The organism is Streptomyces sp. NBC_00212 (genome assembly GCF_045206365.1).
Taxonomy (GTDB): Bacteria; Actinomycetota; Actinomycetes; order Streptomycetales; family Streptomycetaceae; genus Streptomyces.
This window is the reverse complement of the sequence record NZ_CP108115.1, coordinates 295,051-317,571: the sequence shown is the minus strand read 5'-3', so window position 1 is coordinate 317,571 and position 22,521 is coordinate 295,051. Positions and strand designations below refer to the sequence as shown.

The following is a 22,521-nucleotide window of genomic DNA, read 5'->3' as shown; positions in this document are numbered from 1 at the left end:
GCCAGGGTCGCATTCGGGCCCCCATCCAAAGGAACCACCATGAACGACTCACCCGCAGATCTCGTCCGCCAGGGATACCGTTCCTTCGCCGAAGGTGACATCCCGGCCGTCCTCCAGATCCTTGACCCCGGCATCACCTGGCACGTCCCGGGACGCAGCCCGCTGTCCGGCGACTACCACGGCCCCGAGGGGGTCCTGAAGTTCTTCGGCCTGTGCCAGGATCTTCCCGGCGGGACCCTCAGGGTCGAAGCCGACGAGATTCTCGCCGACGGCGAGCGCGTCGTCGTCCTCAGCACCGTGTCCGCCGAGCGCCACGGCCGGTCCTGGTCCGCCCCCGAAGTCCACGTCTGGCGCGTCAGCGGCCAACGGGCCGTGGAATTCCGGGAGTTCCAGGGCGATCAGGAGGCCGAGGACGCCTTCTGGTCCTCGTGAGGGCCCTTCCCTCCTGGAGAGTCGGCTCACTTTTCGCCGACAACGGTCGCTGCGTGTGAGGGGTGGTTGTGGGCTGGAGTGGCTGCCGGGACGGCCCCGATGGGGTCATCCCGGCATGACCACCCTTGGTGAGTCAGCAACCAAGTGGCGAGTGAGAGCGGGCCTGCGGTCATGGTGGCGCCGAAGCCGCGGCTTCATCGGATCTCTGCGGTTGACTCAGTGGGCGTTGTCGCGGCGCAGTTGGGGGAGTAGCTGTTTGAATGCGTCCGACGGGAAATAGCGCAGCTCGCCGTTCTTGACGGTGGCGTTGAGCGGGTCCAGTTGGCCGTCGTGCAGCCAAAACGCATCCTGGCTCAGTACGGGTCCCTGTTCGGCCAGGCCCCGTACCGCGGAAACGAGGGGATCGAGCAGGCCCAGGTCGTCGCCGCTGTGGATCGGCACGGCGTAGAAACGGTTGTTGCTCGGCATCGCGACGAGAGCGCCGTGCGGCAGCCTCTGCCCCAGCACCTGCTCCAGGCGCAGCACGTGCGCCGCGCCCGGCAGGCCGTCCTGGCCGGTGACGACGTACAGGGCAGGGCCGCCGTTCCCGCCCGCGAGCGCCTCGATGGCCACGCGGTCGCGCTCCATGTTCCCCAGCGCGCGGGCCAGCAGGTCGGGAGGTGCGCTGTTCCAGCGGGGCGTGAAGTGGGCGGGGACGGCGTGGGCACCGCCGGTGCCGGGTAAGTCCATCGCCACCAGGAGCGCGGCCAGGCCCCCGCCGAGCTGCGCGGTGATCGAGTCCGAGCCGAGATCGGCGATGGGGGTGACCACCAGGCGGAGCCGGGAGTCGAGGTCATGGAGCGGGATCCCGGCAAGCTTGTTGCACGGTTTGTGATCCGGACAGCCTTCCCCGGAGGCCGCGCCGTGCCGTTTTCCTCGCCCGAACAGTGCCATTGCTCTCCCCTGTCGCCGACAGCATGTGTGTCTTGGGTGACGCATGAGTCATCGCTGGCGGTTCCGTCACGAGAGCCAGGGGGTGATGGTCGTCCGCGAGCCGGGCGGCCGCATTGATGCGTCGCGCCCAAGTCCCGACCGACCGACCCTTGTCGGTCGTACACGCACGATGCCTGGTTACGGTCTGACCGTCTCTCGCCGCCCTCGATGGCGTCGGATGCTCAGCCCGGGGACGCCCATCTACATCCTCACGACCTTCAACGGACGACTCAGCACCGCACTGGCCACCCCGCACTGCGCTGCACACTCCGCCGACATCGTCTTGGCCCTGGAAGAGACCATCCACCAGCTGACGGACTGAGCTTCGTCCCGTGGCCTGGCCGCAGGGGAGTTGAAGGATGGCCTGTGCTCCTGGGGCGTCCGGAAGGTCACTGACACGCCCCAGGAGCACAGGCCCCGGGCGCCGGCTCTTCTCATCGGCGCTCGGCACGGGAGCACGGTCGGGGTGAGGTGTGGCGACCGGTTACCGAACTGCGGGCCCGGTCGCCGTCATCGAGTCTGCCACTGGTGGTCGGGAAGGAAGCGCACGTCGTACTGCTCGGGGACGCTCGCGAACTTGCCGGGCTGCGGGATGACCTGCTCGGTGGGCAGGCCGAGTTGTTCGGTGGAAGCGCCGAGGTTTTCGAAGAACCGCTCGAAGGTGCCGCCGGGACCGGCGGCGACGCCGACGACCTGGCTGTGGTGGCGCTCCATGCGGTAGGCGTGCGGACAGTTCTTGGGCACGAAACCGAAGTCGCCCGGGGTCAGCAGCTTCTCCTGCTGGTTTCCTGCGATGTCCTCGACGAACAGCCGGACCGCGCCGTGGGTGATGTAGAAGACCTCATGGGTGTCGGGGTGGAGGTGGGCGGGGATGAGGTCGCCTTTGGGGCCCTCCACGGTGAAGAAGTTGAAGGTGTTCTCCGTCTGCTCGCCGCCCGCGTAGATCGTGATCAGGTCGCCGAACAGGTGGGCACGGTCACCCTCACCCTTTTCGATGAAGTAGGGCGTGCCCGGTTCGGCGGGTATGCGCGAGGCCCGCCGATAGCGGGTGGCGTACTCGATGGTCATGCGGTGCTCCTCGGATCTGCCCCCGTCAAGAATGTCAGGTAGCCTGACATGGCGGGTTCGGGCCTGCAAGCCGTGGGGATGGCCCATTCCCGCTTTTGTCGTAGTGAGGAACAGATGCAATCCACCCGCCGCAATCTCCCCCAACTGCTCGGTGACGCCCGGCGCTGGTTCGAGGTAGGACTGCTGGCAGCCTTGGAAGCAGGCGGAGCCGCGCCCGTGTCCCCGACGCAAGTGCAGCTCTTCGCCGTCCTGGATGACCAGGGCACCACGGTGTCGGAGCTGGCCCGGCGCATGGGCGTCACCCGGCAGACCGCGCACCAGGCCGTGCACGGTCTGGTCGCCGCCGGACTGCTCCAACAAACCCTCGACCCGGCCTCCGCCCGCCAGCGGCTGATCCGCCGCACTGGGGAAGGAGAACGTGCGCACCGCCAGGCCGGCCTCGTCCTTGAACGGCTGGAAGAGCAGCTCGCCGAGCGGATCGGTCGGGAGACGGCCGATGCGCTGCGCACGGCGCTGGAGGCGCCATGGGGTTCCCCGTCGGTCCCGAGCTCGGCGTGAGGCGATGTGCTGCCCGTCGCCCATAAGACGTTCCGTCGCCGGCTTCAGGAGGCTCGCCCTCCATGCCGAGGCTCCACGACGGCGGACAGATTCCGCAGCAAGTGGAAACGGTCAGCGACCTCGGTGGCGTGGGGCGGCCTCCCGGATGGCACGGCCGTTAGCCGCTGCCCCCGTCCCTGCACGCGATCTGGGCACTCGGAAGGGACTGCAGCCAGTCGGCCAGCGTGGCGCTGTCCCCGTCAGATTCCCCCCGCTCGGTGCGGCCAGGACGAGGCGCAACCGCATCCCCGGGCGCCCGTTGGTCGGGGGAGCGACAGCCCGCCACCAGACCTTCAGCCTCGGTCCGGCACGGGCATATCTGCTGGTCAGGCCGTCGCGCCGAGCAACGAACGTCCGCCGCGAGCAGCTCGACACGTCGCAGAAGAACCGCCGCACCGTCAATTTCACCCTCATGACCGGGGCATTCCCGCTTTGGGGTGCGATCGCCACAGGCGAAGGCTCCGACCATCCCGGGTGTTTATCAGCCGACGGGCTTCGGCCGTAAAAGACGTGCGACCCCGACCGACCCCCTCTGGGATGGTCAGAGGCCGCACCTCAGGCGTCTGTCAGTACAGGCCCCGGTAGATGTTCCAGCCGCGGCCGAGACTCATACGGGGACGGAAGCCGCCCGTGCCCGTGCCCGTGTAGCTGAACAGCTCGCCCTCGGAGCTGACGGCCAGCAGGTCTCCTTTGCCGTCGCCGATGGCCGTCAAGTGGGTGTATTGCTGCCAGCCACCGCCGAGTCCGGCCCGGTCTTTGAAGGGCGTGTGGGGATCGCCCGTTCCCGGATACAGATACAGCGCACCGGCGGGAGTTCGGGCGAGGATGTCGGCTCGGCCGTCGCCGGTGTAGTCGCCAGCGCCGACGATCGTGTCGTACGTGTTCCATCCGGCGCCGAGTCCGATCCTGTCGGCGAAGTGGACGAGAGGGTAGGTGCTGACGCCCGGATAGAGATGCATGATTCCGGTGCTGTCACGCGCCAGGAGGTCACCCATGCCGTCACCCGTCAGATCCCCGGGGCCGGTGAAGTTCGTGAAGCCACCCCACCCGAAGCCTTGCTGCTCCGTGGCGGTGGCACCCGTGTACAGCAGGTCGTCACAACTGGCGACGAGGTCCGCCTCACCGTCCATGGCGAGGTCGGATGCGAACGCGAAGCGCGTGGCCGGGTTCGTACCGCAGTAGTAGGGGGCCGGATCGCGTCGGCGGTCCGAGAGCTTGCCGTTGTTGAGGGATCGGTACGAGTAGAGGGCGCCTTGGGCATCGACCCCCAGGATTCGGGGCTTTCCGTAGGCCGGTACGCCACCTGCTGTGGCGAGCACGTCCGCTTCCTGCCAGCCGGAGGGCCAGCGGAAAGAAGAACGGTCACCGAAGTGGCCAGTGCCGTCCCCCGGATAGATGTACAGGGCGCCGTCCACGGTGCGGCCCACCAGATCGCCGATGCCGTCGCCCGTCATGTCGTCGCCGCCGGCGATCTGGTTGTAGCTGTCCCAGCCGTTCCCGACCTTGACCGGTGGTTTGAACATGTCGGTGGGGATGCCCGTACCGGCGAAGAAGTAGAGGTCACCATCAGGGGTCCGGGCGCTCGCGGAGTTCCGCCTGTCGCCCCGGACACAGCAAACAGCACGGCGCCGGGCGAAGCTCGGGCGCCCCCTACGGTGCGAACGTTCACGGAATGGCACAAGCGGGACGAACGGTACCGAGGGGAAGCCGCTCGGGCGTCCTGGCGCAACGCACGCCGCCTGTGAGGCATGGCAGCCACGTCCCGGGCGTCCTGAGGCCATGGCGCTTAAGGCCGCACCTTTGTGTCACCGGCGCCGCCCGGAGGAGCGCAGCGTTTGAAGCGGGTTCATCTGCTGAAGCGTGAGGCGCCGAGGGTGACTTGGTGGCCGGTGAGGGTGATCTCGATGCCGTCGGGGGTGGAACGCGCGGTGGTGAAGCCTGTGTTGTCGGGAAGGGTGATCTTCCACGCGGCGGTAGCGCGTGGGGCGCCGGGGACGCTCAGGGAGAGCTCGTTGCCCTGTGCCAGCAGGGTCGCGGTGCTGTCCAGCGCGGTCCCTTCCGCCGTGCCTGTGACCTTGAATTGCGCTGCCTGGCCGTTCGATCCATCGGCGGGGGAGGCCTGGAGTTTGCCGCCGCGGCCGGCCAGCCGGGTCACCAGGTCGGACAGGTCCTTGCAGGTCAGGGTCAGGGTGCCGGTGGCGAGGTTGGCCTGGGCGCTGCGCGCGGTCAGCGACGTTACCGTCACGTCCTGGAGGTCCAGGTGCAGGCGGTCGATGTCGAGCCAGCCGCCCTGCCGGTTGCCCGTGGTGGAGAGGTAGAACTTCCGGGCCGTCAGGGAGACGTGGTCGAAGGTGCCGTCGGCGGCCTGGGTCAGGAAAGGAAAGCCCTCGATCGACACGTCCATGGCAGCGTTGGTGAAGTCGTACTTGTCCTTGGCGAGCCGGCCGGCTTCCTGGTCCGCGTAGTGCACGGCTATCCGGTCGGCGGCCGTGAACAGCACGGCAAACACCACGACCGTGATCGCCAGAATCTTCACCCATCGACGTCTCACGCCGAATCCCCCTGCTGTTGCGCTGTTGATGTTGCTGGACGGTGCATACTCTCACCAGAGTTGAACATGTTCAAACTGGTGGGTGGTGGGGTGGCGTGGCGGCGGACGGCGGCGACGTATCCCGCTGGGACGGTGCTGGAGAAGGGCATCGCGTGGGCCGGCGGACATTTGTTCCGCGGCAGTCGGGATGAGCCTCGCTCTGCCGCGGGGCCCGAGTCGCCGTTCCGGCCAGGGTGAGCTTCGGTCCGTCGGACTGCCGGGCTGGTTTCGGGAGTTGGTCTGTGTGGAAGTCAGCGCACCAAGGCTCGGTGGCGAGCCTCGCGGATGACCTGATCGGCGGTTTGGTCGGCAGTGAGGGCCGCGGTGTCGAACCACCAGCCGACATCGCCGAGTTCGCGCTTCATGTCGGCGTCGAGACATTCATAGCCATCGAAGTCGAACCGCTCGCGTGGCTCCCTGACCGTGTTGCGGTACCGGCACACCTCGATGCCCGGCGTGAGGACGACGAACAAGACCTGCCGAGCCGGGAGGAGGCTTACGAAGAGGTCCAACTGCCTGCGGTCGGGGATCGCCCAGTCGATCACAGGCGTGAAACCTGCGTCGGAGACGTTGTTCGCCAGCATGCACAGGTTGCGGTTGCACAGGTCCACTTGCCGCGCTGCTTCGTCGGCCGGCTCGCCAAGAGCCCGACGCGGCCGCCGACAATCAGTCTGCTGATCTGGTCACCGTCGAGCCGCGCGGAGCTTGGCAGCCGCTCGGCCACCAGCCGGGTCACCGTCGACTTCCCCGCCCCGGGCATCCCCGTCACGATCGGACAGCTCGACCCCTCAGCAGCGATCACGTCCGAAATCCTGTCAAGGTACGTGCGGGCTGACAACTGCATTTCCAGGTGCGGGCGTCGGCAGTTGGACGGCTCAAGGTGAGGAATCACGGCGAGCGGTTCTGGGGCAGGAGTGAGCAGGTGGTGGGGATTTTCAAGGCTCTGGCCGCAATTTCGTCAACGATCTTGCGAGGGTGGAACGTAGAGGTGGGGAAGGCATGGCTCGGCCAGGTCGGCGAGCGAAGCTCGGGCCGCCGTTGACCTGTTGGGGCGGCTGACCAAGTCGTCGAGCGCAACCTGGCCGACACCGGCTTTGTCCGGCAGGTCAAGCGGTGGGTCGTGGAGCAGACGAACGGGATCCCGATGTTCTGCCGTCGGCTGGTCCGCGACGACGAACAACCGGCTCGCCACGTCGCGTCACGGTTCCTCTGGGCGATGACCTCCGTCATGACGTGTTGGCTCACGGGCACCACGCTGTCCTCCTGGAGGACAGCGTGAGCGACAGCCCGCAGATCAGGGACATCCTCGCCTACATCGACGCCCGCGAGCGCGAACTGGGCGAGCAGACCGGACAGCTCCGTTCGTCCAACGAGGAACTCACCGCGCGCCTCGGCGAACTCGACGCGGAGAGCGAGAACCTGCGCGACACCCGCAAGACCCTCCTCGCCATCCTCAGACTGGCGCCCGTCGAGGAGGCGCCCTGCCTCGACGTGCCGGACCACCCGGCTTACGTAGCACATCCTCACCGACGCCGGCCGTCCGATGCGGGCCCACGGCCTGTGCGAGGCATTCGATCTGCCGATCCTCCCGAAGAACACCGAAGGCATGCACCAGGCCGTGGTTCAGCAGTCCGCGCGGATTGAACATTCCGGGCCGGAACGTGAGTGACAACCTCGGCTGTCATGGAAGTCTCGTAGAAGCGGCTGTCATGGAACGGTCATAGACCCGTCATAGGACGCTCATGAAAGGCGGCCAACCGTTCGGTGTGCCCCGTACATCTTCCCGGCGACACCGATATCCAGGGATTGGTCGGACCGTGGGCAAGAGGCAGCAGCAGGAGAGCCGAGAGAAGCCGGCGAGGCGTCATCCGCGGGGCAGGCGCTTCGTCGACTATCCGCGCCGGGGGAGAAGAGGCCTGCGCCGCTGGCTGCCGTCGTGGCGGTTGTTACTGGGCACGGTCGTGCTCGGTGTGGGCGCTCTGGTCGGCCTGTTCGCCTGGGCGTATACGAGTGTGGACATCCCCGACGAGAACGCCGTCGCCGTCCAGGAGGCCAACACGTACTACTGGGCGGACGGTACCCAGATGGTGAGCCTGGGCAAGGTGAACCGCAATATCGTCCACCTCTCGGACGTGCCGGAATCCGTACAGAACGCGGTGATTGCCGCCGAGAATGAGAGTTTCTACAGCGACCCCGGAGTCTCGCTACAAGGAATTCTACGGGCCGCCGCCAGTACGGTGGAGGGGCAGGAGACGCAGGGTGGTTCCACCATCACTCAGCAATATGTGAAGAACACGTATCTCTCGCAGGAGCAAACTCTCACCCGAAAGGCGAAGGAGTTTATTATTTCGCTCAAGCTCGACCGGACAAAGAGCAAGCAGGACATCCTCCAGGGCTACCTCAACACGAGCTGGTTCGGCCGCGGGGCGTACGGGATCGAGGCCGCCGCACACGCGTACTACGGCATTCCGGCGAGGCAGCTCGATCCGGGCCGAGGGGCCGCGCTGGCCGCGCTGCTGAAGGGCGCCGAACTCTACGACCCGGCCACGAGCCGCGCCAACCACGAGCGTGCGGAGGACCGCTGGAAGTGGATCCTCGATCGCGAGGTCGAGGCCGGGCTGATGTCGCAGCAGGAGCGCGACAAGCACCGGACCTTCCCGGAGCCGGACAAGCAGTCCATGGCCACGAACCTCGCGGGCCAGACCGGCTATCTCGTGGACGTCGCCAATAAATACATCAAGGCGCACTCCATGATCACCGACCAGGACCTGGCACACGGCGGCTACCGGATTTACACCACGTTCGACAAGAAGCAGGTGGAGCGGCTCACCGCGTCCGTCGAATCCGTCCTGGCGAAGAACATCGACCCGAAGAACCGGGAGGCCGACCGGAACATCCAGGTCGGCGCTGCCTCCGTACGCCACTCCGACGGCGCCGTCCTCGCCCTCTACGGCGGGCCCGATGCGACGAAACAATTCACCAACAACGCCGACACCCTCGGCGTGCCGGTCGGCTCGGCCTTCAAACCGTTCGTCCTCGCGGCGGCTCTTCAGTACGGCACGGAAAGAAGGGACGGCGACCGGACGTCCGTGCACTCCGGGGACTTCTACGGCAACGCCGGCAAGCTCCAGAGCCCGTCCGCGACGGCGGCTCCGGACAGCTCCCACCCGAGCCTGCGCCAAGCCCTGGCGACGGGCGGAAACGCCACCTACGTCCGCCTGGGCAAGGAGGTGGGACTGGAGGAGGTGAAGGACACCGCGATCCGGTCGGGCCTGCTGGAGAACAGCATGGCTCCGCTGGAAGACACCTTCTCCGTCGGCACGTCCACGCCCAGTGCGATCCGCATGGCGGGCGCGTACGGCACCTTCGCCAACCACGGCCTCCAGAACGACCCCTACTCGGTGACCAAGCTCGTTAAGGACGACGAGTCGGTGGGCGGCTTCGAGAGCCGCACGAAGGCCCGGCGCGCCCTGCCCCGAGAGGTTGCCGACGAGGTGGGCGACGTCCTGCGCGAGGCGGGGAGCAAGATGTTCGCCGGCGACACGGCGTGTGCCGTCGGCGCTCCCGTCGCGGCGGGCCGCACCGGCGACCAGGACCGCCTGAAGTCGGCCTGGTTCGTGGGCTGGGCGAAGAACACCTCCACCGCCGTGACAATGTTCCGTATGCAGCCCATGGACGGCAAGCTGCTGCCGATGTCGGAGGTGGGCGGTGACACGGGACAGCGGGGGAACGCCTTTCCCGCGAAGATCTGGAGCGACTACATGGACGCGAACCCGCGCGGCTGCACTCCCGCCAAGGCCGGGTAGCGCTGGTCCACTTCGTGGGATCAGAGCCCACCGCCCAATTGACACAGCCATGCCCGGCCGGCGTCGCAGCGAAGGCCTCGACATCCTCGGCCCGGTTTGCCTGTGCCAGGGACCGCTGCAGCCGGTTTCCGCCGTGGCCTTGAGCCGCGCGGTCCGCCGGGCGGTGAGATACAAGCCTCGCACCCGCTCACTCGCCCGGCCCTCGACCGCGACGGCCTCCTGTTCACCATGTGCATATTCAGGACCGTAAAAACCACCCTTCCGAGGGCTGTGGCATCTGGCGCGGTCCACTCGGGCCGTCCCTATGCGAGAGTGCCCTCCACGCCACGGCAGACCGAGATCCCCGACAGGAAGGACCAGCGATGCACCTGCGACGTACCGCAGCCCTGACCGCCGCCACCGCGCTCGCCCTGCTGATTCCCACCGCCGACGCCCATGCCGCAGGGATCGCCTGCGGGGGCGGCGTTTCCACCGGCCGGGTCGCCGTCAACGGCTGCATCAGCGCCCAGCGTTGGAAGGACGGCAAGGTCTTCTTCCGTGACATCACCGCCTACGCCAAGCTCCGGAACACCGGCCCGCGCGGCGTGAACGTCTCCTACGAGGCGTTCTTCCGCATCGTCTCCGGCGGCCACTGGGTCAAGATCGGCTCAGGCCGCACCTACGTGGCAGCCGGAGCGACCGAAGGCCCCACGGCGATCGGTGACACCAGCCGCGTCTGCGGGCCGTTCAACGTCAAGGCCGAGATCCGCGTCCACGCGAAGTCTGACGGCGGCGTCTGGAGCAACTGGTCGACGGCCGCCACCTCCCAGTGCCAGACCTGACCGGCGCCAGACCTGAGCCCCGTCGGCTTACTCCAGGACAAAATTCCGGCGCGAGGTGAAGCGCCCCCTCATAAACGAGGGGGCGCACGTGGGTGATCATCAGCTGTTCTCGTTGCTGTTCTTCACCGGCCAGCGCAGGACATCCGGGATACGCCACCACAGCGTGCGGGCGGGGGGGGGGGGGGCTCGGTGGAGCAGCTGTTGCCGAGCCGGACATCGTCCGCGCTGCGTCCCAAGGGTGTGCCCTCGGGAGAGTTACTTGGGGGGGCAGTCATGCGCCTCTCCTACGGATTAGGAGCCCTGGTCCCGCATCCCTTGCGCAGATCATTGTCGGAGCGGGTTTTCGAGCCCTAGCCGGTACCGCTGGCGTAGCCCTGCATTACAGGGCAGTAGGTGTAGCTGCCGCCGCCGTCGTTGCAGTCCGTCGACCATCCGTAGTTGATGAAACTGTTCGTGGTCGATTCCGTGCCGTGCCAGTCGTTGTAGCCGCGCGGCCCGCTCCAGGAGCTGCGCCACATCTGGGTCTGGAGCTTCTGCGAGCCGAACGACCCGCTGCATGTCTGGGAGGTTTCCCATTGAAGGTTCCAGTCCAGGTCGTATGGGGGGCCACGGCCCGGGCGAAGTCGACCAGCGTCCACATCGACCGGCCGTGACCGCGTGCGCCCAAGTCGGCGAACTCCCGTATTCGGTACGCGATCTGGCTCAGCGTCCGGTGCAAGGTTGGGGTACGCCCCGCTGGCTGTCGCCAGGTCCCAGAGGATCTGTCCCGCTGCGCAGCGGATTCTCAGCCGAAGGCGGAGAACGAGCCTTCTTCTCTCATCTTCTGGGCGCGCCGTACCCCGCTCCAGTCCAGTGCCTGCCGCGCTTCGTTCTGGGTCTGCTCGGCCACCGCCCGGGTTTCGGCCAGGACGTCGCCGCGTTCGCGGACCAGCCGCTGGTAGATCGGTGGATGGGATATCTCTGTAGGGTTCATGAGACTTGATCTTTCCCGTTCGGCGCGAATCTGTCAGCCGGCTGACCCGTCGGCGTTCTGTGACGTCGGACTCGGCCCGCCAGAGGTGGTGACCCGCTTGGGTGGGCGGGTCCGTGACAGCGGCCGGCTGGAGGTCCCATGTCAGGGGCAGTTGTGGTGTGACTCTCTGCGGCTGATCGGGGCGGCCTCGTGCAGTACCCAGGCCTTTAACGCCCGCTTGTGGAGCGGTAGTTGTGGCTGTGCCGCTGCATGCCAAGGACGGCCACCTTCCTGACTACCCGTCGAAGACTTCGCCGCCCAAGAAGTAGTTCGAGCCGCCACGCCCCGAAGGAGCCGCGCCCGTCTCTGAGTTGGTGCGGGCCGCGACTGGACGGCGCGGATCGCGAACGGCTGGGCTGCGAACCGGACGCGGGAGAAAGCCCCTGGACACCCAGGCAGGCCGACCGACGGGTGACCGGCAAGCCCACCGAGTGGGGCTGCCGTCGGGACGCAGGCTCCAAGGCCTGCCTACCGCCCTCGGGAAGGGCAATGGAGTGGAGACAGGTGTGATGTCCCGTCAGCCCCGGCCTGCCAGAGCGCGTTCGAGGAGGACCTCCGCTGCCGCTCGCGCGTGCCGACCGTAGTCCGCTTCGCCCAGCACCATGGCACGACTGGCCGCACCGTCCGCGAGGGTGACGAGCTGTTCGGCGAGCGCGGCGGGTTCGTGGCAGCCCAGCTCCCTCACCAAGGCGGTAACCAGCTGAACCATCCGCAGTTTTTGTTCGCGGGCGTAGGAATGGACCGCGCTCTCAGGGTCGGGGAACTCTGCGGCGGCATCGATGAACGGGCATCCGCGCACCAAAGCCGTGTCCCCGGCGGGTTGGTCGAACAGTCCGAGGATTCGCTCCCGTGGAGGGGTGTCCTCGCTGGTCAGCCCGCTCTCCAGGGTGGCTCCCGACGACGCGAGGTCCTGCAGGTGGGCCATGACCAGGTCGCTCTTGGTCCGAAAGTGCGCGTAGAGCGTGCGCTTGGACACCGGAGCATGCTCCGCGACCTGTTCCATGCCGGTCGCATTGATTCCCTGGGCCGCGAACAGCTGCGCGGCGGCAGCCAGAATGCGCTCTCGGCCTCCACGTCCCTGCCGTCGAGGTGCGGTCGTCGTTGTCGTACCCATGTGGCAAGTATACGAACGCGTTTACTTCTGCGGGATCATCTCGCTAGGATCACCTCAGGTAAACGGATGCGTTTACACATGTCCTGAGAGGAGTACGCGATGAAAAGCCGAGCCCCCATTGCCTCCACCGCGCTGAGTGGTTGCGCGGAGAAGCTGATACGCGGCCGTCACGCGACGCGCGCGTTCCGTCCGGAGGCCGTGCCCGCGGACACGATGCGCGCGATCTTTTCGCTGGCCGGCGCCGCGCCGTCCAACTCCAATACCCAGCCGTGGCAGGTGGAGGTGGTGAGCGGCGCGCCGCGTGTACGCCTGGCGAAAGCCTTACGGGTGGCCCACGCCGAGCAGCGCACCTCGGCGGACCTTCCGTACTCCGAGGACATGTACGCGCAGGTGCACCGTGTGCGCAGGGCCGCGTTCGGAGCCGAGCTGTACGGAGCGCTCGGCATCGGCCCCGACGACCATGCGGCACGTGCGGCCTACGACGCGGACAGCCTCAGCTTCTACGGCGCCCCACATGTGGCGTTTCTGTTCGTCAACGGTGACGGCGGGCCACGGCTGGCCGCCGACGTCGGCGGCTACATGCAGACCCTGCTCCTGGCGATGACCGCGTATGGCGTGGACAGTTGCCCGCAGGGACTGCTGAGCTTCTATGCCGACACCGTCCGGGGCGAGCTCGGCGTCACCGGAGGAAAGCTGCTCGTGGGCATCTCCTTTGGCTATGCCGATGAGAGTGCACCGGTGAATCGAGTTACGACCGAGCGCGCCGCGCTTGAGGTGACCACGGCCTTCCACGCCTAGTACTCCAGTGAGAATTCGTGTCCTGAGCTGGTTCTTCTCGTTGTCCAGTCATGGTGGGGATGGGTGAAGTCGATTGCTGGGCAGCGGAGTTGGAGTCGGTGTTCGCTCGGGTGGCGGGCCGGTTCGGGCGGGCTGATCTGCGGTGGCGGATGCGGGATTACGTGCGGGGGCTGCTGGCGCCGGTGAGCCGGAAGAACGGCTGGCAGCTGGCGGAGTACGCAGGCCATCGTGATCCCGCGGGGCTGCAGCATCTGCTGAACGGTGCCCGGTGGGATGCTGATGCGGTGCGGGACGACGTGCGTGGATACGTCGCCGAACACCTCGGCCCGGACGGCGTGCTGATCGTCGATGACACGGGATTCATCAAGAAGGGCACCACATCGGCAGGTGTGTCGCGGCAGTACACCGGAACCTCCGGAAAGATCGACAACTGCCAGATCGGGGTGTTCGCCGCCTATGCCACCGCACGCGGCCGGGCCCTGGTGGACCGCGAACTCTATCTTCCCAAGTCCTGGACGACAGACCGTGAGCGGTGCCGGGCGGCCAAAATCCCCGACGCCCGGGGTTTCGCCACCAAAGGCGAGCTGGCCAAAGCCATGGTCCGCCGCTGCCTGGCAGCCGGCCTTCCGGCAGCCTGGGTGACCGCAGACGAGGCATACGGACAGGACTGGTCCTTCCGCCGCCTGCTCGAACAACACAACCTCGGCTACGTGGTGGCCGTCCCCAAGTCCCAGCAGATCAAGTCCCTGGCCGGCGTCTGGCGCATTGATGAGCTCATCGACGACGCCCCGGCCGACGCCTGGCAGACCCTGTCCTGTGGCAACGGTGCCAAGGGACCACGCGTCTTCGACTGGGCGGCGGCGAAGCTCCCCGTCAACATCGTCTTCGATCCGGACCCACCAACCCACCACCGCTGGGTGATGGCCCGCCGCAGCCTCTCCGACCCCAGCGAACTCGCCTACTACCTCGCTTACGCACCCGTCGATGCGGACCTGGGCGACCTGGCCCGGATCGCCGGCTCGCGCTGGGCCGTCGAAGAATGCTTCCAGGCTGCGAAGAACGAGTGCGGCCTGGACGAATACGAGGTCCGCCGCTACGTGGGCTGGTACCGGCACATCACCCTGGCCATGCTCGCCCACGCACTCCTGACCGCCCTCGCGGCCCAGGCCCAGGAGGCCGCAAAGGGGGCTGCAGAAACGACACCGCCAGCCTCGTCCCTCTCACCGTGGCGGAGATCCGGCGCCTTCTGGACACTCTGCTTCCCCACCCAAGACCCCACCAGGACAGACGACTTCACGCACTGAACTGGTCCCACTGGCGCAGACACCACCAAGCCACCGCCCGCCGCTGCCACTACCAAAGAAGAACCAGCCCAGGACACAAATTCTCACTGGAGTACTAGGTCGTTTCTGACGGCTCTTGAACGGTGTCGCGGAGCCAGATGGCGATCGCGGTGACGGTCAGGGTGCCGTTGAAGATGTAGTCGCGCTTGTCGTACCTGCGGGCGACCGCGCGGAACTGCTTCCACTTGCTGACGCACCGCTCGGCGGCACTGCGGCGGCGGTACTGGGCCTTGTCGAAGGCCGGGGGACGGCCGCCGGCCCGGCCTCGCCGGCGACGGTGTTCACGCTGGTCGTCGGGCTGCGCGATGGTGGCTTTGATGTGCCGCCGCCGCAGGTAGGCGCGGGTGTCGCGGCTGGAGTACGCCTTGTCGCCACGCAATCGGTCCGGACGGCTGCGCGGACGGCCTGGCCCGCGCCGCCCGATCCGTAGTTTCTCCAGCACCGGGACGAGCATGGGGTTGTCGCCCCGCTGGCCGGGCGAGGTCAGCCAGACCAGCGGTCGGGCACGGTCGTCTGCCAGCAGATGGACCTTGCAGGTCAGTCCGCCCCGTGAGCGCCCCAACGCCTCACGCCCATCGGTGTCCACACGCGTACCGCCCCCTTTTGCGGGAAGTCGCGCGGGGGCCGGTGCCGGGCACATCAGCACTCGACCGGGGCCCCGACCTGTGCGTTCTACTCACGTCCTCTGGACGTGTCACGGCCCGACACCCCGGTATCGACGATGTGCGCACCCAGCTACCCGCTCGGCTACCTCTACGACTTCGGAGCCGAGTGGCAGCACTCCCCGCGCGTGCTGCCCTGGACGAACCCGGACGGAGACCATCAACTGGCCCCCGCTCAGCGCCCGTTGCTCACCGGTCGGCCGACGCTCGTACACGAGGATTACGGCGGGCGGCGTTGGAGGTAGGCGTAGGGGCAGAGCCGGCAGGGCGAGTGCCAGCGGCGCGAGCCGTCCGGGGAGAGCGTGATGCCGTTGTGCGGCCGGCTGCGCGGCGGGTCGGTGGCGGCTTGGCAGGGCGGTTACCTCAAGTCGCCGTTGATCCAGGCGATCAAGCGCGGCCGGGTGGTGCATCTTTCCGCCGCGATGTAGTCGCTGTAGCGGCGGCTGGTGTCGATGGTGCACGCGGGGACGTATACGGGCTGGCCGAGGAACCAGCCGGACGCGAACACGGCACACAGGATCACGGCGGCGCCCAGACGGCGCGGGGTTATCCAGGAAGGCATCCGAGGAGTGTCGCATGATACGGGTGGGCCTGGCCGGTGAGGCGTTCCCGCGGACCCCAAGTCGGGTCTGACTCGCCTGCGCCCCCTGGTGTCCTTGGCTTCGGCAGCACCACCGGGACCGGTGGCACAGGCGGCTCCGGTAGGCAGGCGCCCCGGCTCCAGTAGATGGCGGTGTATCTGGTCAAGCTCCCGGGCTGAGGGAACAAGCCCCAGCCCACGCCGACGGTGTCGTACCCGATCCGATGGGACCGTCGCTGACCGGCCGCACCACGGAACGCGAGCAGGGCCCGGATTCATCCAGCCCCTGCTCGCGTTCTGTGCGGTGTCACTGCTTGGGGTACTCGTACTCGGACTCGCTGAGTGGGTACGCCCGCCATTTCCAGGACGACGCCCCGAAGTTGTGCTCGGCGACGACGATGACGACGTGCTCGTCGGGCAGGCCGGGCGCTGGTCTGGTGCGCGATGAGTTTGAGCAGGTCAAGGCGGAACCCGTCCGGGATCAGCGCGTTGGTGTTGCCGAAGTCGGCCGCGACGGTGACCCGGTGGGGACGCCGCTGGTGAAGGCCGAGTCCATCATCGGCTTCACGCAGGCTGGTGCCCTTGTCGGCCGCGAGGACCCACACGATGGCCACGGTCCCTACCGTTCCTCCTCCTGACAGTGAGAGGTTCCTTCATCGGATACCCCGGGAGCGCGGCGGGGCCGTACAGTCGACTGGGCGTCCGCAGCCGGCTCCAATGGCTGCGGACGCCCTTGTCGTATGCGGTGATTCAGACGGCCTTCGTGCCGCCGCGGGTCCTCACCCAGCTCGGTGAGCTGTCCGGCGACCGCCGCGCCCTGTACGGCACCGTCCTGTAGCGGGTGTCCCGCCGGGGTGGCCGGGCATCGCTGGTGGGTGCGGGCCGTGACGTGGTGTGGCTGGCCCCGTGCTGGGCAGCCACCGCCGTCACTCGTCGGTGCAGAGGACTTGGTCCCGGGTGATTTGTACGGGGCGGGCGCCGGGGTGGCAGTCGCGGGGGATGTACCGGCCTTGGGCGCAGGTATAGAACCCCTGCTCTCCGACGGACATGGTTCCTTCCCGCTGGCAGGACCCGAAAGGGGTGGGGTGGGGTGTTGCGGCGCTCGGGGTGGACAGGGGGATGACGGCTGCGCCGGCCAGGAGCAGGGCGGTGACGATAGGGCGGACACGCATCGGGATTCTCCTGTTCTCGTGGGGTGGGGTGCCGGTCTAACGCGGGGTGACTGTCAGGGACTTCGTCGGCGTTATCTGAGGCCTCCGAGTGCGGTGACGGTTTGGATGACGTACCCGGCGACGGTGGGGAGGTCGACGGCGGGGGCAGCGGCGGGGGCGGGGGCTCCGTCGGCTGACGCGGTGGTGGTGGCGAGGCCGAGGATGCAGGCGGTTGCGAGGAGGATTGCGGCGGTGCGGCGCATGAGGCATTTCCTCTTGTAGTCGAGGTTTGAGTAGGTGACTGGTCCAAGCTGCCGTATGGCTGCTCAAGTCGGTGGATGGACACGCTTTGGGAACCCGAACGGGGGGCGGGTTTGGCAGCCGCAGAAGGCAAGCGGCGGTTACAGCTACGGGCCCCTCGCCCTGAGGAGTTACGAACCGCGCGCCCTGCGCCCGGGTATCTGAGCACGAACCCGTCATCGCACCATCGCCGCCACCGTTGGCTGCCGACGGAGATGGTGGCAGGGCCGGGGGCGGGGTTTCCTCGGCGGTGTGTTGGCCGGAGGGGTGCTGTCGTTGGCGACGTGCAGTGCGCGGTGGTGCGGGAGGATCTGAGTGCGGGTCAGTCGAGGTCGACGGGGGAGGCGTACGTGGCGAGTACGACGACCGGCCCGCGTCCGGCCCGCAGGGCGAGCTGGATCGGGTTCGTGGTCGACCACCCCCGACGAGCGCCGAGGACACGTCTACGCCGACGGTGTCGAGCACCGCGTCATACACCTGCTCGGGCAGGTCAGCCAAGAGGTCCGCCACCGTCCCGGCACCCAACTCCCGTACCAGATGGGCGTGTTCCGGCCGGGACACCGCGCGGGCCTCGGCCCGCGAGCGGTAGGACGGCGCCCAGCTCACTCACCAGGACGGCTGGGTGGGTCGTGGTGGAGGCGATGGGACCCGTGCGATCCGGCCGCAGGGCCGGGGGCGCCGACGCGCTGGGCATTCCGCACGTCCTCGGTGATCCGCACGTCCTCGGTGAGCGGCCGGACGCTCTGTTCGCTGGTCCGCCGATCCTCGGGTGCGGGCCGTTCACCGGTCCGGGCGTGGTTCGGGACGGGACGCGGCGGCGAGGTGGTGAGAGCCAGGTGCGGACGGTGGGATCGTTCGGCCCTTGTCGGCCGTCAGCTCCGTCAGCGCGAAGCAGCCGACGCACAGGGTGAGCAGTCCGGCGATCAGGTCGGCGGTGTTGCCGACGTCCAGCAGAGCCGACGTGGCCGGCGAACGACCCATGTCCATCCAGCCGCTGGACCCGAACACGACACCCGCTCCCGTCCAGGCCATCGCCAGCGGCACGCGCGCCCGTACCCGTGCCCACCGGCGGAACACCAGCGCGTGCAGGCCGGCCGCCCCGGCCAGCGCCGCCAGACCGTGCACCAGGTCGCCGGTACGGCCTATAGCGTTCCGGCGGGCGATCCACTGCGCGTTCATGCCCACGTCCGAGCCCAGTCCCCACGCAAGGTGCAGCATCCCCGAGGAGACGAGGAACCCCAGGGCAATTCCGGTGAGCACCCGCTGCATGCCCTGGGTGCCGGCCGGATCGGTCAGGTCCCGCACGCGGGTGCGCAGCAGTCCACCCCAGCGCTCGTCGGCGTACAGCGCGAATGCCGCGAGCAAGACCAGTCCTTCGGCGCCGAGCCCGCCGTAGACGACGCCGAACACCCAGGGACGGAGCATGTCGTTGGACATGGCTGGGTTCTGCGCGCCGGTCGTCGCGATGACGCCCTGGCTCACGGGCAGTGTGACCGTCAGCGCGACGAGCATGCCCGTCGCCACCCACATCGGGAAGAGGATCAGCCACGCGCGCACGTGCCGCCCGCCGGGCCGGGTCAGAACGTGGGCGATCAGCGCCGCGATGGCGTCCATTCCGAAGGTCACCGCGTTGGCCGCGATCCACTGCCCCCGCGACAGGCTGCCGAGGTCCTTCACTCCGACGTCGGCACCGGCGACCCAGAGCAGCTTCAGTGTCAGATACGGCAGGCACGCGACGACGGCGAACCGGGCGAGAAGCCGGCGCCTGCGGGCTCGGCGTTCAAGGTGATCACGCATGGACACAACTCTGTTGCGCTGGGCGCGGCGGCGCATCATGCCACTGGACCAGGTCCCTCCACCGCACGGCGGAGCAGCACCGGGCCAGCCTCCTTCCCCCCATGCCATGCCGAGAGCGCGGGCCGGACCGTAGCCGAGAGGGCCCCAGGCCCGGCGGTCAACGGCAACCGCAACCCGACGAACGGCACCTTGGCCAACCCGACATGCGACACAACCGGCCGCCAGACGGCGGTCTGGGAGCTGCTACTGGCTTCCACTCATCAGGGTGGCATCGAGGTGGTGAGGGCCAAGTCGGTTCCGGTGATAAGCCGTTGAGGCTGCGTGTTCTGCTGCCGGCCTCGCGAGGCGGGGGCAGGGGAGGCGCGGCGGAGGCATCTTGCCGCCCGGCCCTGTCGGGGGTCTGCGCTGGGCAACACGGGCCCGCCCCTGGCCCTGAACACCCGGTTGTGGGGAGGCAGTTGAGGCAGTGCCGCTGGACGCTGACGGCGAGGACGGTCATCGACCGGCTATCCGCCGAAGACTCCGCCGCTGGCCAAGAAGCCGGTAGAGCCGCCACGCCCCGAAGGCGAGAATCCTGGTTTGCTGTTGGCGCGGCCGCGCCAAGGCGGTACGCTTCGCGACGCTCGCCGCGCTCTGCGAGGTGCTCAAGTGCCAGCCGGGCGACCTGCTTCGCTGGGAGGCGGAGGACACCGCGGGCGAATGAACCGTGCCTGCTGAAGCGTTATCGCCGATCCCGCTTGCCCGTGACCAACTCCGCGAGCATCCCTGGGCCGTATCCGGGGAGATTCCGGGCCTGCCGGAGCGGTCTGGCCCAGGTGTCCGACCCGCGCGATCCGTGCGGCGTACGGCACGCCCTGGTCGTCATGCTCGCGCTGACCGGGTGCGCGGTGCCGGCCGGAGCGACTCCCTGTGGGCGGTGGGTGGGGGGATCGCCGAGGCCCCGCCGTCCGTCCTGGAGCGTCTCGGCACACGGCTCGATCTGCTGTTCCCGAAGCGATACCTGCCGGCGGAGGCGACGGTGCATCGGCTGCTGGGCCGCATCGACGGCGACGCGTTGGACCGGGCGGTGGGCCGTTGGCTGGCCGACCGGCGTGACGCAGTGGCGTCGACGGCAAGACCCTGCGCGGAGCGGCCAGGGCCATGAGCAGCAAGATTCATCAACTCGCCGCCTGCGAGCACTTCTCCGGCCTGGTCCTGGCCCAACTCGACGTTGGCGATAAGACCGACGAGATCACCTGCTTCCAGCCCCTGCTGGAGACCCTCGCAGACCTGGCGGGCGCGGTCGTGACCAGCGACGCCATGCACACCCAGCGTCAGCACGCCAGCTACCTGCTTGGGAGCGACAATCAAGTCGGTAGCTGCTGATCTGGGGGTTCGTACCGAGACGCTGCGCAACTGGACACGGGCAGCCGACGGACGGCGCCCCCGCTCCCATTCGGGCGGCCCCGACGGCCGCGCCGACGTCGGACTCGGCGGAAGTTACGGCCTTACGCAAGCGGGTCCGCGAGCTTGAGGAAACGGGACATCCTGCGCAAGGCCGCCCGGTATTTCGGGACACGCTGGTGACCCGCTTCCAGTTTGTCGCCAACCACCACCGCCGGCACGGCGTGAAGCGGCTGTGCACCATCCCGGGCATCGCCCGCTCGAGCTTCTACTACTGGCGCCGCATCGCGGCCGCGAGAGCAGCCCGGACGGCAGCCGCCGCGCAGCTCGCCGCCCGGATATGCGAGGTTCACTGGGAATCGGACGGCACCTACGGCGTCCCGAGGATCACTGCCGAACTCCGCGACGGTGGAGGCCAGGCGGTGAACCACAAGCGCGTCGCGCGAAATCATGCGCAGCCATCGGATTGGTCGGAGTCCGCCTGCGCCGCAGGCACCGCACCACAATCGAGGATGAGGCTGCCGCGAAGGCACCGAACCGGATCGGCCACGACTTCACGGCGAAGTCGGTGAACACGAAGTATGTCGGTGACATCACGTACTTGAGCGTCGGCGGGGGAGATTCTGCTGTCTCGCGACCGTGATCGACCTGTGCTCACGCCGCCTGGCCCCGGCTGGGCGATCGCCGACCACATGCGCACAGAGCTCGTCACCGATGCCCTCGCCGCTGCAGTGAGGACCCGCAGCGGCCTCGCCGGAGCCGTGATGCACACCGATCACGGGGCCCAGTAGGTGGAGGCGCGCACCGCGTAGCCAACGAGACATGCAATTGGCAAAATCGAGTCCCACTGAACAACCGCGAAGATTTTTAAGGCGAGTGGTAATGGCCTCCATGGTTTACTTCAAAAAACTATCCGAGCAATCTGATTCGATTTGCTACTCATTCGGTGAGGATCCCGAGCACATGACTCGCCGACTCACCATGCAGACCAAAACGCGCACATCGATGCCGGACGACGACCGAATCGACTACGCCTACCTCACGGCCTCCCGCAAGATCAATTCTGTCTTCGAGGAAAGAAAACAGTGGCCTGAACGCGGCATGAGCGTCAGCTGATCAACGAGCCATCGGTGCGTGGACCCGTGGCCGACAGGACGGATACCAGGGGGTTGCCTCGATCAGGACGCCCGGTAGTACTGGATCGCCAGGCCGGGGTGGGAACTTGCCACCTCCTCGGCGCGGATGTTGATCCACCTGCCGATGCGGAGCGACCCGGCCCCACCCCCACGCTGTGCCTGGCCACGTCACATTTGACGGAGCCGTTCAACTCGGCGTTATCGTGACCATTCGGCGCAGGGCAGGCCGCGAGGCACCTGGCTGGAGTGGGCCACCGAAACCGACATCACCAAATCAACCGCTGAGGAGATCACTCCTGCGGAGGAAGAGGTCGCCAAGGACATGGAGCGGTAGAGGCCTGAGGCCCATGACCCAATGCGACAAGTAGAGGTAGGAGCAACCTGGTTCACCGGCCGACCTGGGGCTTCGGCGACCATGGTTCGCGCTGCCTGACGCGAGCGACTTCGGGTCCGTTGACATGTGCTCCGGTCACGTCCACGGACGTGACCCGGGCCCGTCGCCGACTATTCCTTGACGGAGCCGGGGCGCCGTCGTCGTCCCGTGGCGCGGCGAGGCGCTCCATGCCAGACGGCCAGCGCGCCGAGGGCGAGGCCGGTCCCGATGGCCACCCACACAGCTGGGTTCTCCTCCACCCACATGCGCCGGTCGCTCGCCATGCCAATGGAGCCGACGAGGCGGCCGTTGCGCCCGGGGACCAGGCACGCCAGAGCCAGGAACGCCACGCAGCCGAGGGCTGCCGCGCCGATGCAGCGAACCCACTGCCGCCGTCTCAGCGCGGCTGAGGCCAGTGCCCAGCAGCACAGAATGCCGCTGCCGCAGAACATGCCGAAGGCGAAGCCGGCACCCGGCCCGAGGCCGGACACCCAACGCCACAGAGGATCTCCCACGACGACCGAGGCGGCGCCACCAAGGACGATGATCCAGGCCAGCTTCACGGCAGGACGTTCGGACATTCTGG

At 68.0% G+C, this 22,521-nt stretch carries 28 protein-coding genes and 1 pseudogene; 15 read left to right on the top strand and 14 right to left on the bottom strand.

Annotated elements, in window-relative coordinates:
- Positions 1 to 39 precede the first annotated feature (39 nt).
- Positions 40 to 432, top strand: a complete 393-nt coding sequence (locus OHA17_RS01810) for a nuclear transport factor 2 family protein (RefSeq protein ID WP_406503387.1) — start codon at positions 40 to 42, stop codon at positions 430 to 432.
- A 216-nt stretch (positions 433 to 648) separates the two neighbouring features.
- Here the strand turns inward: OHA17_RS01810 and OHA17_RS01805 are convergent, their stop codons facing one another.
- A complete protein-coding gene (locus OHA17_RS01805; RefSeq protein ID WP_406503385.1) occupies positions 649 to 1,365 on the bottom strand; it encodes a hypothetical protein in 717 nt (238 codons plus the stop codon).
- Between the two features lie 217 nt (positions 1,366 to 1,582).
- Here OHA17_RS01805 and OHA17_RS01800 point away from each other — a divergent pair, with 217 nt between their 5' ends.
- Entirely contained in the window at positions 1,583 to 1,726 is a 144-nt protein-coding gene (locus OHA17_RS01800; RefSeq protein WP_406503383.1) for a hypothetical protein, read from the top strand.
- Between the two features lie 188 nt (positions 1,727 to 1,914).
- On the opposite strand, the gene OHA17_RS01795 is transcribed toward OHA17_RS01800, so the two are convergent.
- The gene (locus OHA17_RS01795) at positions 1,915 to 2,472 is read right to left on the bottom strand and encodes a quercetin 2,3-dioxygenase (protein ID WP_406503381.1); all 558 of its coding nucleotides are present in this window, start codon (positions 2,470 to 2,472) and stop codon (positions 1,915 to 1,917) included.
- 114 nt (positions 2,473 to 2,586) lie between these two features.
- On the opposite strand from OHA17_RS01795, the gene OHA17_RS01790 reads away from it, so the two are divergent.
- The gene (locus OHA17_RS01790; protein ID WP_406503379.1) at positions 2,587 to 3,030 is read left to right on the top strand and encodes a MarR family winged helix-turn-helix transcriptional regulator; all 444 of its coding nucleotides are present in this window, start codon (positions 2,587 to 2,589) and stop codon (positions 3,028 to 3,030) included.
- Between the two features lie 605 nt (positions 3,031 to 3,635).
- Here OHA17_RS01790 and OHA17_RS01785 read toward each other — a convergent pair.
- The 3 genes from OHA17_RS01785 to OHA17_RS01775 all read right to left on the bottom strand — a co-directional run bounded on the left by OHA17_RS01785 (position 3,636) and on the right by OHA17_RS01775 (position 6,270).
- A complete protein-coding gene (locus OHA17_RS01785; RefSeq protein ID WP_406503377.1) occupies positions 3,636 to 4,592 on the bottom strand; it encodes a hypothetical protein in 957 nt (318 codons plus the stop codon).
- A 323-nt stretch (positions 4,593 to 4,915) separates the two neighbouring features.
- Positions 4,916 to 5,620, bottom strand: coding sequence for a DUF2993 domain-containing protein (locus tag OHA17_RS01780; RefSeq protein WP_406503375.1), 705 nt, complete (start codon positions 5,618 to 5,620; stop codon positions 4,916 to 4,918).
- Positions 5,621 to 5,910: 290 nt separating this feature from the next.
- Positions 5,911 to 6,270 carry a hypothetical protein gene (locus OHA17_RS01775; protein ID WP_406503374.1) on the bottom strand — a complete coding sequence of 120 codons (360 nt, stop codon included), beginning with the start codon at positions 6,268 to 6,270 and terminating at the stop codon, positions 5,911 to 5,913.
- A 664-nt stretch (positions 6,271 to 6,934) separates the two neighbouring features.
- On the opposite strand from OHA17_RS01775, the gene OHA17_RS01770 reads away from it, so the two are divergent.
- From OHA17_RS01770 to OHA17_RS01760, 3 genes are all read left to right on the top strand, one after another.
- On the top strand, positions 6,935 to 7,303 hold the full coding sequence (locus tag OHA17_RS01770; protein ID WP_406503372.1) for a hypothetical protein: 369 nt from the start codon (positions 6,935 to 6,937) through the stop codon (positions 7,301 to 7,303).
- 173 nt (positions 7,304 to 7,476) lie between these two features.
- Positions 7,477 to 9,465, top strand: a complete 1,989-nt coding sequence (locus tag OHA17_RS01765) for a transglycosylase domain-containing protein (RefSeq protein ID WP_406503370.1) — start codon at positions 7,477 to 7,479, stop codon at positions 9,463 to 9,465.
- Between the two features lie 362 nt (positions 9,466 to 9,827).
- Positions 9,828 to 10,286 carry a hypothetical protein gene (locus tag OHA17_RS01760; RefSeq protein ID WP_406503368.1) on the top strand — a complete coding sequence of 153 codons (459 nt, stop codon included), beginning with the start codon at positions 9,828 to 9,830 and terminating at the stop codon, positions 10,284 to 10,286.
- Positions 10,287 to 10,636: 350 nt separating this feature from the next.
- Here OHA17_RS01760 and OHA17_RS01755 read toward each other — a convergent pair whose 3' ends face one another.
- The 3 genes from OHA17_RS01755 to OHA17_RS01745 form a co-directional block, all read right to left on the bottom strand.
- The gene (locus tag OHA17_RS01755; RefSeq protein ID WP_406503366.1) at positions 10,637 to 10,804 is read right to left on the bottom strand and encodes a hypothetical protein; all 168 of its coding nucleotides are present in this window, start codon (positions 10,802 to 10,804) and stop codon (positions 10,637 to 10,639) included.
- A gap of 266 nt (positions 10,805 to 11,070) precedes the next feature.
- Positions 11,071 to 11,259 (bottom strand): hypothetical protein, encoded by a 189-nt coding sequence (locus OHA17_RS01750; RefSeq protein ID WP_053724573.1) that lies wholly within the window; start codon positions 11,257 to 11,259, stop codon positions 11,071 to 11,073.
- 556 nt (positions 11,260 to 11,815) lie between these two features.
- Positions 11,816 to 12,412 (bottom strand): TetR/AcrR family transcriptional regulator, encoded by a 597-nt coding sequence (locus tag OHA17_RS01745; RefSeq protein ID WP_406503364.1) that lies wholly within the window; start codon positions 12,410 to 12,412, stop codon positions 11,816 to 11,818.
- A gap of 99 nt (positions 12,413 to 12,511) precedes the next feature.
- Between OHA17_RS01745 and OHA17_RS01740 the strand changes: the two genes are divergently transcribed.
- Together OHA17_RS01740 and OHA17_RS01735 are read left to right on the top strand one after the other, a co-directional pair.
- Positions 12,512 to 13,210, top strand: a complete 699-nt coding sequence (locus OHA17_RS01740; protein ID WP_406503362.1) for a nitroreductase — start codon at positions 12,512 to 12,514, stop codon at positions 13,208 to 13,210.
- 59 nt (positions 13,211 to 13,269) lie between these two features.
- Positions 13,270 to 14,514, top strand: coding sequence for an IS701 family transposase (locus tag OHA17_RS01735; RefSeq protein WP_406503360.1), 1,245 nt, complete (start codon positions 13,270 to 13,272; stop codon positions 14,512 to 14,514).
- Positions 14,515 to 14,608: 94 nt separating this feature from the next.
- Here OHA17_RS01735 and OHA17_RS01730 read toward each other — a convergent pair whose 3' ends face one another.
- Complete coding sequence (locus OHA17_RS01730; RefSeq protein ID WP_406503358.1) at positions 14,609 to 15,193, bottom strand: IS5 family transposase; 585 nt, start codon at positions 15,191 to 15,193, stop codon at positions 14,609 to 14,611.
- A 51-nt stretch (positions 15,194 to 15,244) separates the two neighbouring features.
- On the opposite strand from OHA17_RS01730, the gene OHA17_RS01725 reads away from it, so the two are divergent.
- The gene (locus OHA17_RS01725) at positions 15,245 to 15,460 is read left to right on the top strand and encodes a hypothetical protein (protein ID WP_406503356.1); all 216 of its coding nucleotides are present in this window, start codon (positions 15,245 to 15,247) and stop codon (positions 15,458 to 15,460) included.
- A gap of 113 nt (positions 15,461 to 15,573) precedes the next feature.
- On the opposite strand, the gene OHA17_RS01720 is transcribed toward OHA17_RS01725, so the two are convergent.
- Positions 15,574 to 15,777 (bottom strand): hypothetical protein, encoded by a 204-nt coding sequence (locus OHA17_RS01720; RefSeq protein ID WP_406503354.1) that lies wholly within the window; start codon positions 15,775 to 15,777, stop codon positions 15,574 to 15,576.
- Positions 15,778 to 16,232: 455 nt separating this feature from the next.
- Between OHA17_RS01720 and OHA17_RS01715 the strand changes: the two genes are divergently transcribed.
- Positions 16,233 to 16,433 carry a hypothetical protein gene (locus OHA17_RS01715; RefSeq protein ID WP_406503352.1) on the top strand — a complete coding sequence of 67 codons (201 nt, stop codon included), beginning with the start codon at positions 16,233 to 16,235 and terminating at the stop codon, positions 16,431 to 16,433.
- 288 nt (positions 16,434 to 16,721) lie between these two features.
- Here OHA17_RS01715 and OHA17_RS01710 read toward each other — a convergent pair whose 3' ends face one another.
- From OHA17_RS01710 to OHA17_RS01700, 3 genes are all read right to left on the bottom strand, one after another.
- Positions 16,722 to 16,967, bottom strand: a complete 246-nt coding sequence (locus OHA17_RS01710) for a hypothetical protein (protein WP_406503350.1) — start codon at positions 16,965 to 16,967, stop codon at positions 16,722 to 16,724.
- Between the two features lie 71 nt (positions 16,968 to 17,038).
- Positions 17,039 to 17,209 (bottom strand): hypothetical protein, encoded by a 171-nt coding sequence (locus tag OHA17_RS01705; RefSeq protein WP_406503348.1) that lies wholly within the window; start codon positions 17,207 to 17,209, stop codon positions 17,039 to 17,041.
- Between the two features lie 817 nt (positions 17,210 to 18,026).
- A complete protein-coding gene (locus tag OHA17_RS01700; RefSeq protein WP_406503346.1) occupies positions 18,027 to 19,043 on the bottom strand; it encodes a hypothetical protein in 1,017 nt (338 codons plus the stop codon).
- Between the two features lie 592 nt (positions 19,044 to 19,635).
- Between OHA17_RS01700 and OHA17_RS01695 the strand changes: the two are divergent.
- The 5 genes and pseudogenes from OHA17_RS01695 to OHA17_RS01675 all read left to right on the top strand — a co-directional run.
- Positions 19,636 to 19,746: pseudogene (locus OHA17_RS01695) on the top strand (helix-turn-helix domain-containing protein); the annotation flags it as partial.
- Between the two features lie 437 nt (positions 19,747 to 20,183).
- Positions 20,184 to 20,408 (top strand): hypothetical protein, encoded by a 225-nt coding sequence (locus OHA17_RS01690; RefSeq protein WP_406503344.1) that lies wholly within the window; start codon positions 20,184 to 20,186, stop codon positions 20,406 to 20,408.
- Between the two features lie 197 nt (positions 20,409 to 20,605).
- The gene (locus tag OHA17_RS01685) at positions 20,606 to 20,998 is read left to right on the top strand and encodes an IS3 family transposase (protein WP_406503342.1); all 393 of its coding nucleotides are present in this window, start codon (positions 20,606 to 20,608) and stop codon (positions 20,996 to 20,998) included.
- Positions 20,999 to 21,076: 78 nt separating this feature from the next.
- Entirely contained in the window at positions 21,077 to 21,217 is a 141-nt protein-coding gene (locus OHA17_RS01680) for a hypothetical protein (protein WP_406503340.1), read from the top strand.
- Positions 21,218 to 21,308: 91 nt separating this feature from the next.
- Positions 21,309 to 21,542: a hypothetical protein gene (locus tag OHA17_RS01675; protein ID WP_406503338.1), complete on the top strand. Its 234-nt coding sequence runs from the start codon at positions 21,309 to 21,311 to the stop codon at positions 21,540 to 21,542.
- 524 nt (positions 21,543 to 22,066) lie between these two features.
- Here the strand turns inward: OHA17_RS01675 and OHA17_RS01670 are convergent.
- The gene (locus tag OHA17_RS01670; protein ID WP_406503336.1) at positions 22,067 to 22,516 is read right to left on the bottom strand and encodes a hypothetical protein; all 450 of its coding nucleotides are present in this window, start codon (positions 22,514 to 22,516) and stop codon (positions 22,067 to 22,069) included.
- Positions 22,517 to 22,521 lie beyond the last annotated feature (5 nt).

What these genes read in the sequence shown, in the direction of transcription:
- OHA17_RS01705 (WP_406503348.1), bottom strand. Translation starts at nt 17,209, where the DNA reads ATGCGCCGCACCGCCGCAATCCTCCTCGCAACCGCCTGCATCCTCGGC.
- OHA17_RS01675 (WP_406503338.1), top strand. Translation starts at nt 21,309, where the DNA reads ATGGCCTCCATGGTTTACTTCAAAAAACTATCCGAGCAATCTGATTCG.
- OHA17_RS01800 (WP_406503383.1), top strand. Translation starts at nt 1,583, where the DNA reads ATGCTCAGCCCGGGGACGCCCATCTACATCCTCACGACCTTCAACGGA.
- OHA17_RS01795 (WP_406503381.1), bottom strand. Translation starts at nt 2,472, where the DNA reads ATGACCATCGAGTACGCCACCCGCTATCGGCGGGCCTCGCGCATACCC.
- OHA17_RS01720 (WP_406503354.1), bottom strand. Translation starts at nt 15,777, where the DNA reads ATGCCTTCCTGGATAACCCCGCGCCGTCTGGGCGCCGCCGTGATCCTG.
- OHA17_RS01750 (WP_053724573.1), bottom strand. Translation starts at nt 11,259, where the DNA reads ATGAACCCTACAGAGATATCCCATCCACCGATCTACCAGCGGCTGGTC.
- OHA17_RS01690 (WP_406503344.1), top strand. Translation starts at nt 20,184, where the DNA reads ATGAGCAGCAAGATTCATCAACTCGCCGCCTGCGAGCACTTCTCCGGC.
- OHA17_RS01785 (WP_406503377.1), bottom strand. Translation starts at nt 4,592, where the DNA reads ATGTTCAAACCACCGGTCAAGGTCGGGAACGGCTGGGACAGCTACAAC.
- OHA17_RS01700 (WP_406503346.1), bottom strand. Translation starts at nt 19,043, where the DNA reads ATGCGTGATCACCTTGAACGCCGAGCCCGCAGGCGCCGGCTTCTCGCC.
- OHA17_RS01740 (WP_406503362.1), top strand. Translation starts at nt 12,512, where the DNA reads ATGAAAAGCCGAGCCCCCATTGCCTCCACCGCGCTGAGTGGTTGCGCG.
- OHA17_RS01810 (WP_406503387.1), top strand. Translation starts at nt 40, where the DNA reads ATGAACGACTCACCCGCAGATCTCGTCCGCCAGGGATACCGTTCCTTC.
- OHA17_RS01735 (WP_406503360.1), top strand. Translation starts at nt 13,270, where the DNA reads ATGGGTGAAGTCGATTGCTGGGCAGCGGAGTTGGAGTCGGTGTTCGCT.
- OHA17_RS01670 (WP_406503336.1), bottom strand. Translation starts at nt 22,516, where the DNA reads ATGTCCGAACGTCCTGCCGTGAAGCTGGCCTGGATCATCGTCCTTGGT.
- OHA17_RS01760 (WP_406503368.1), top strand. Translation starts at nt 9,828, where the DNA reads ATGCACCTGCGACGTACCGCAGCCCTGACCGCCGCCACCGCGCTCGCC.
- OHA17_RS01710 (WP_406503350.1), bottom strand. Translation starts at nt 16,967, where the DNA reads ATGCGTGTCCGCCCTATCGTCACCGCCCTGCTCCTGGCCGGCGCAGCC.
- OHA17_RS01730 (WP_406503358.1), bottom strand. Translation starts at nt 15,193, where the DNA reads ATGTGCCCGGCACCGGCCCCCGCGCGACTTCCCGCAAAAGGGGGCGGT.
- OHA17_RS01790 (WP_406503379.1), top strand. Translation starts at nt 2,587, where the DNA reads ATGCAATCCACCCGCCGCAATCTCCCCCAACTGCTCGGTGACGCCCGG.
- OHA17_RS01745 (WP_406503364.1), bottom strand. Translation starts at nt 12,412, where the DNA reads ATGGGTACGACAACGACGACCGCACCTCGACGGCAGGGACGTGGAGGC.
- OHA17_RS01805 (WP_406503385.1), bottom strand. Translation starts at nt 1,365, where the DNA reads ATGGCACTGTTCGGGCGAGGAAAACGGCACGGCGCGGCCTCCGGGGAA.
- OHA17_RS01755 (WP_406503366.1), bottom strand. Translation starts at nt 10,804, where the DNA reads ATGTGGCGCAGCTCCTGGAGCGGGCCGCGCGGCTACAACGACTGGCAC.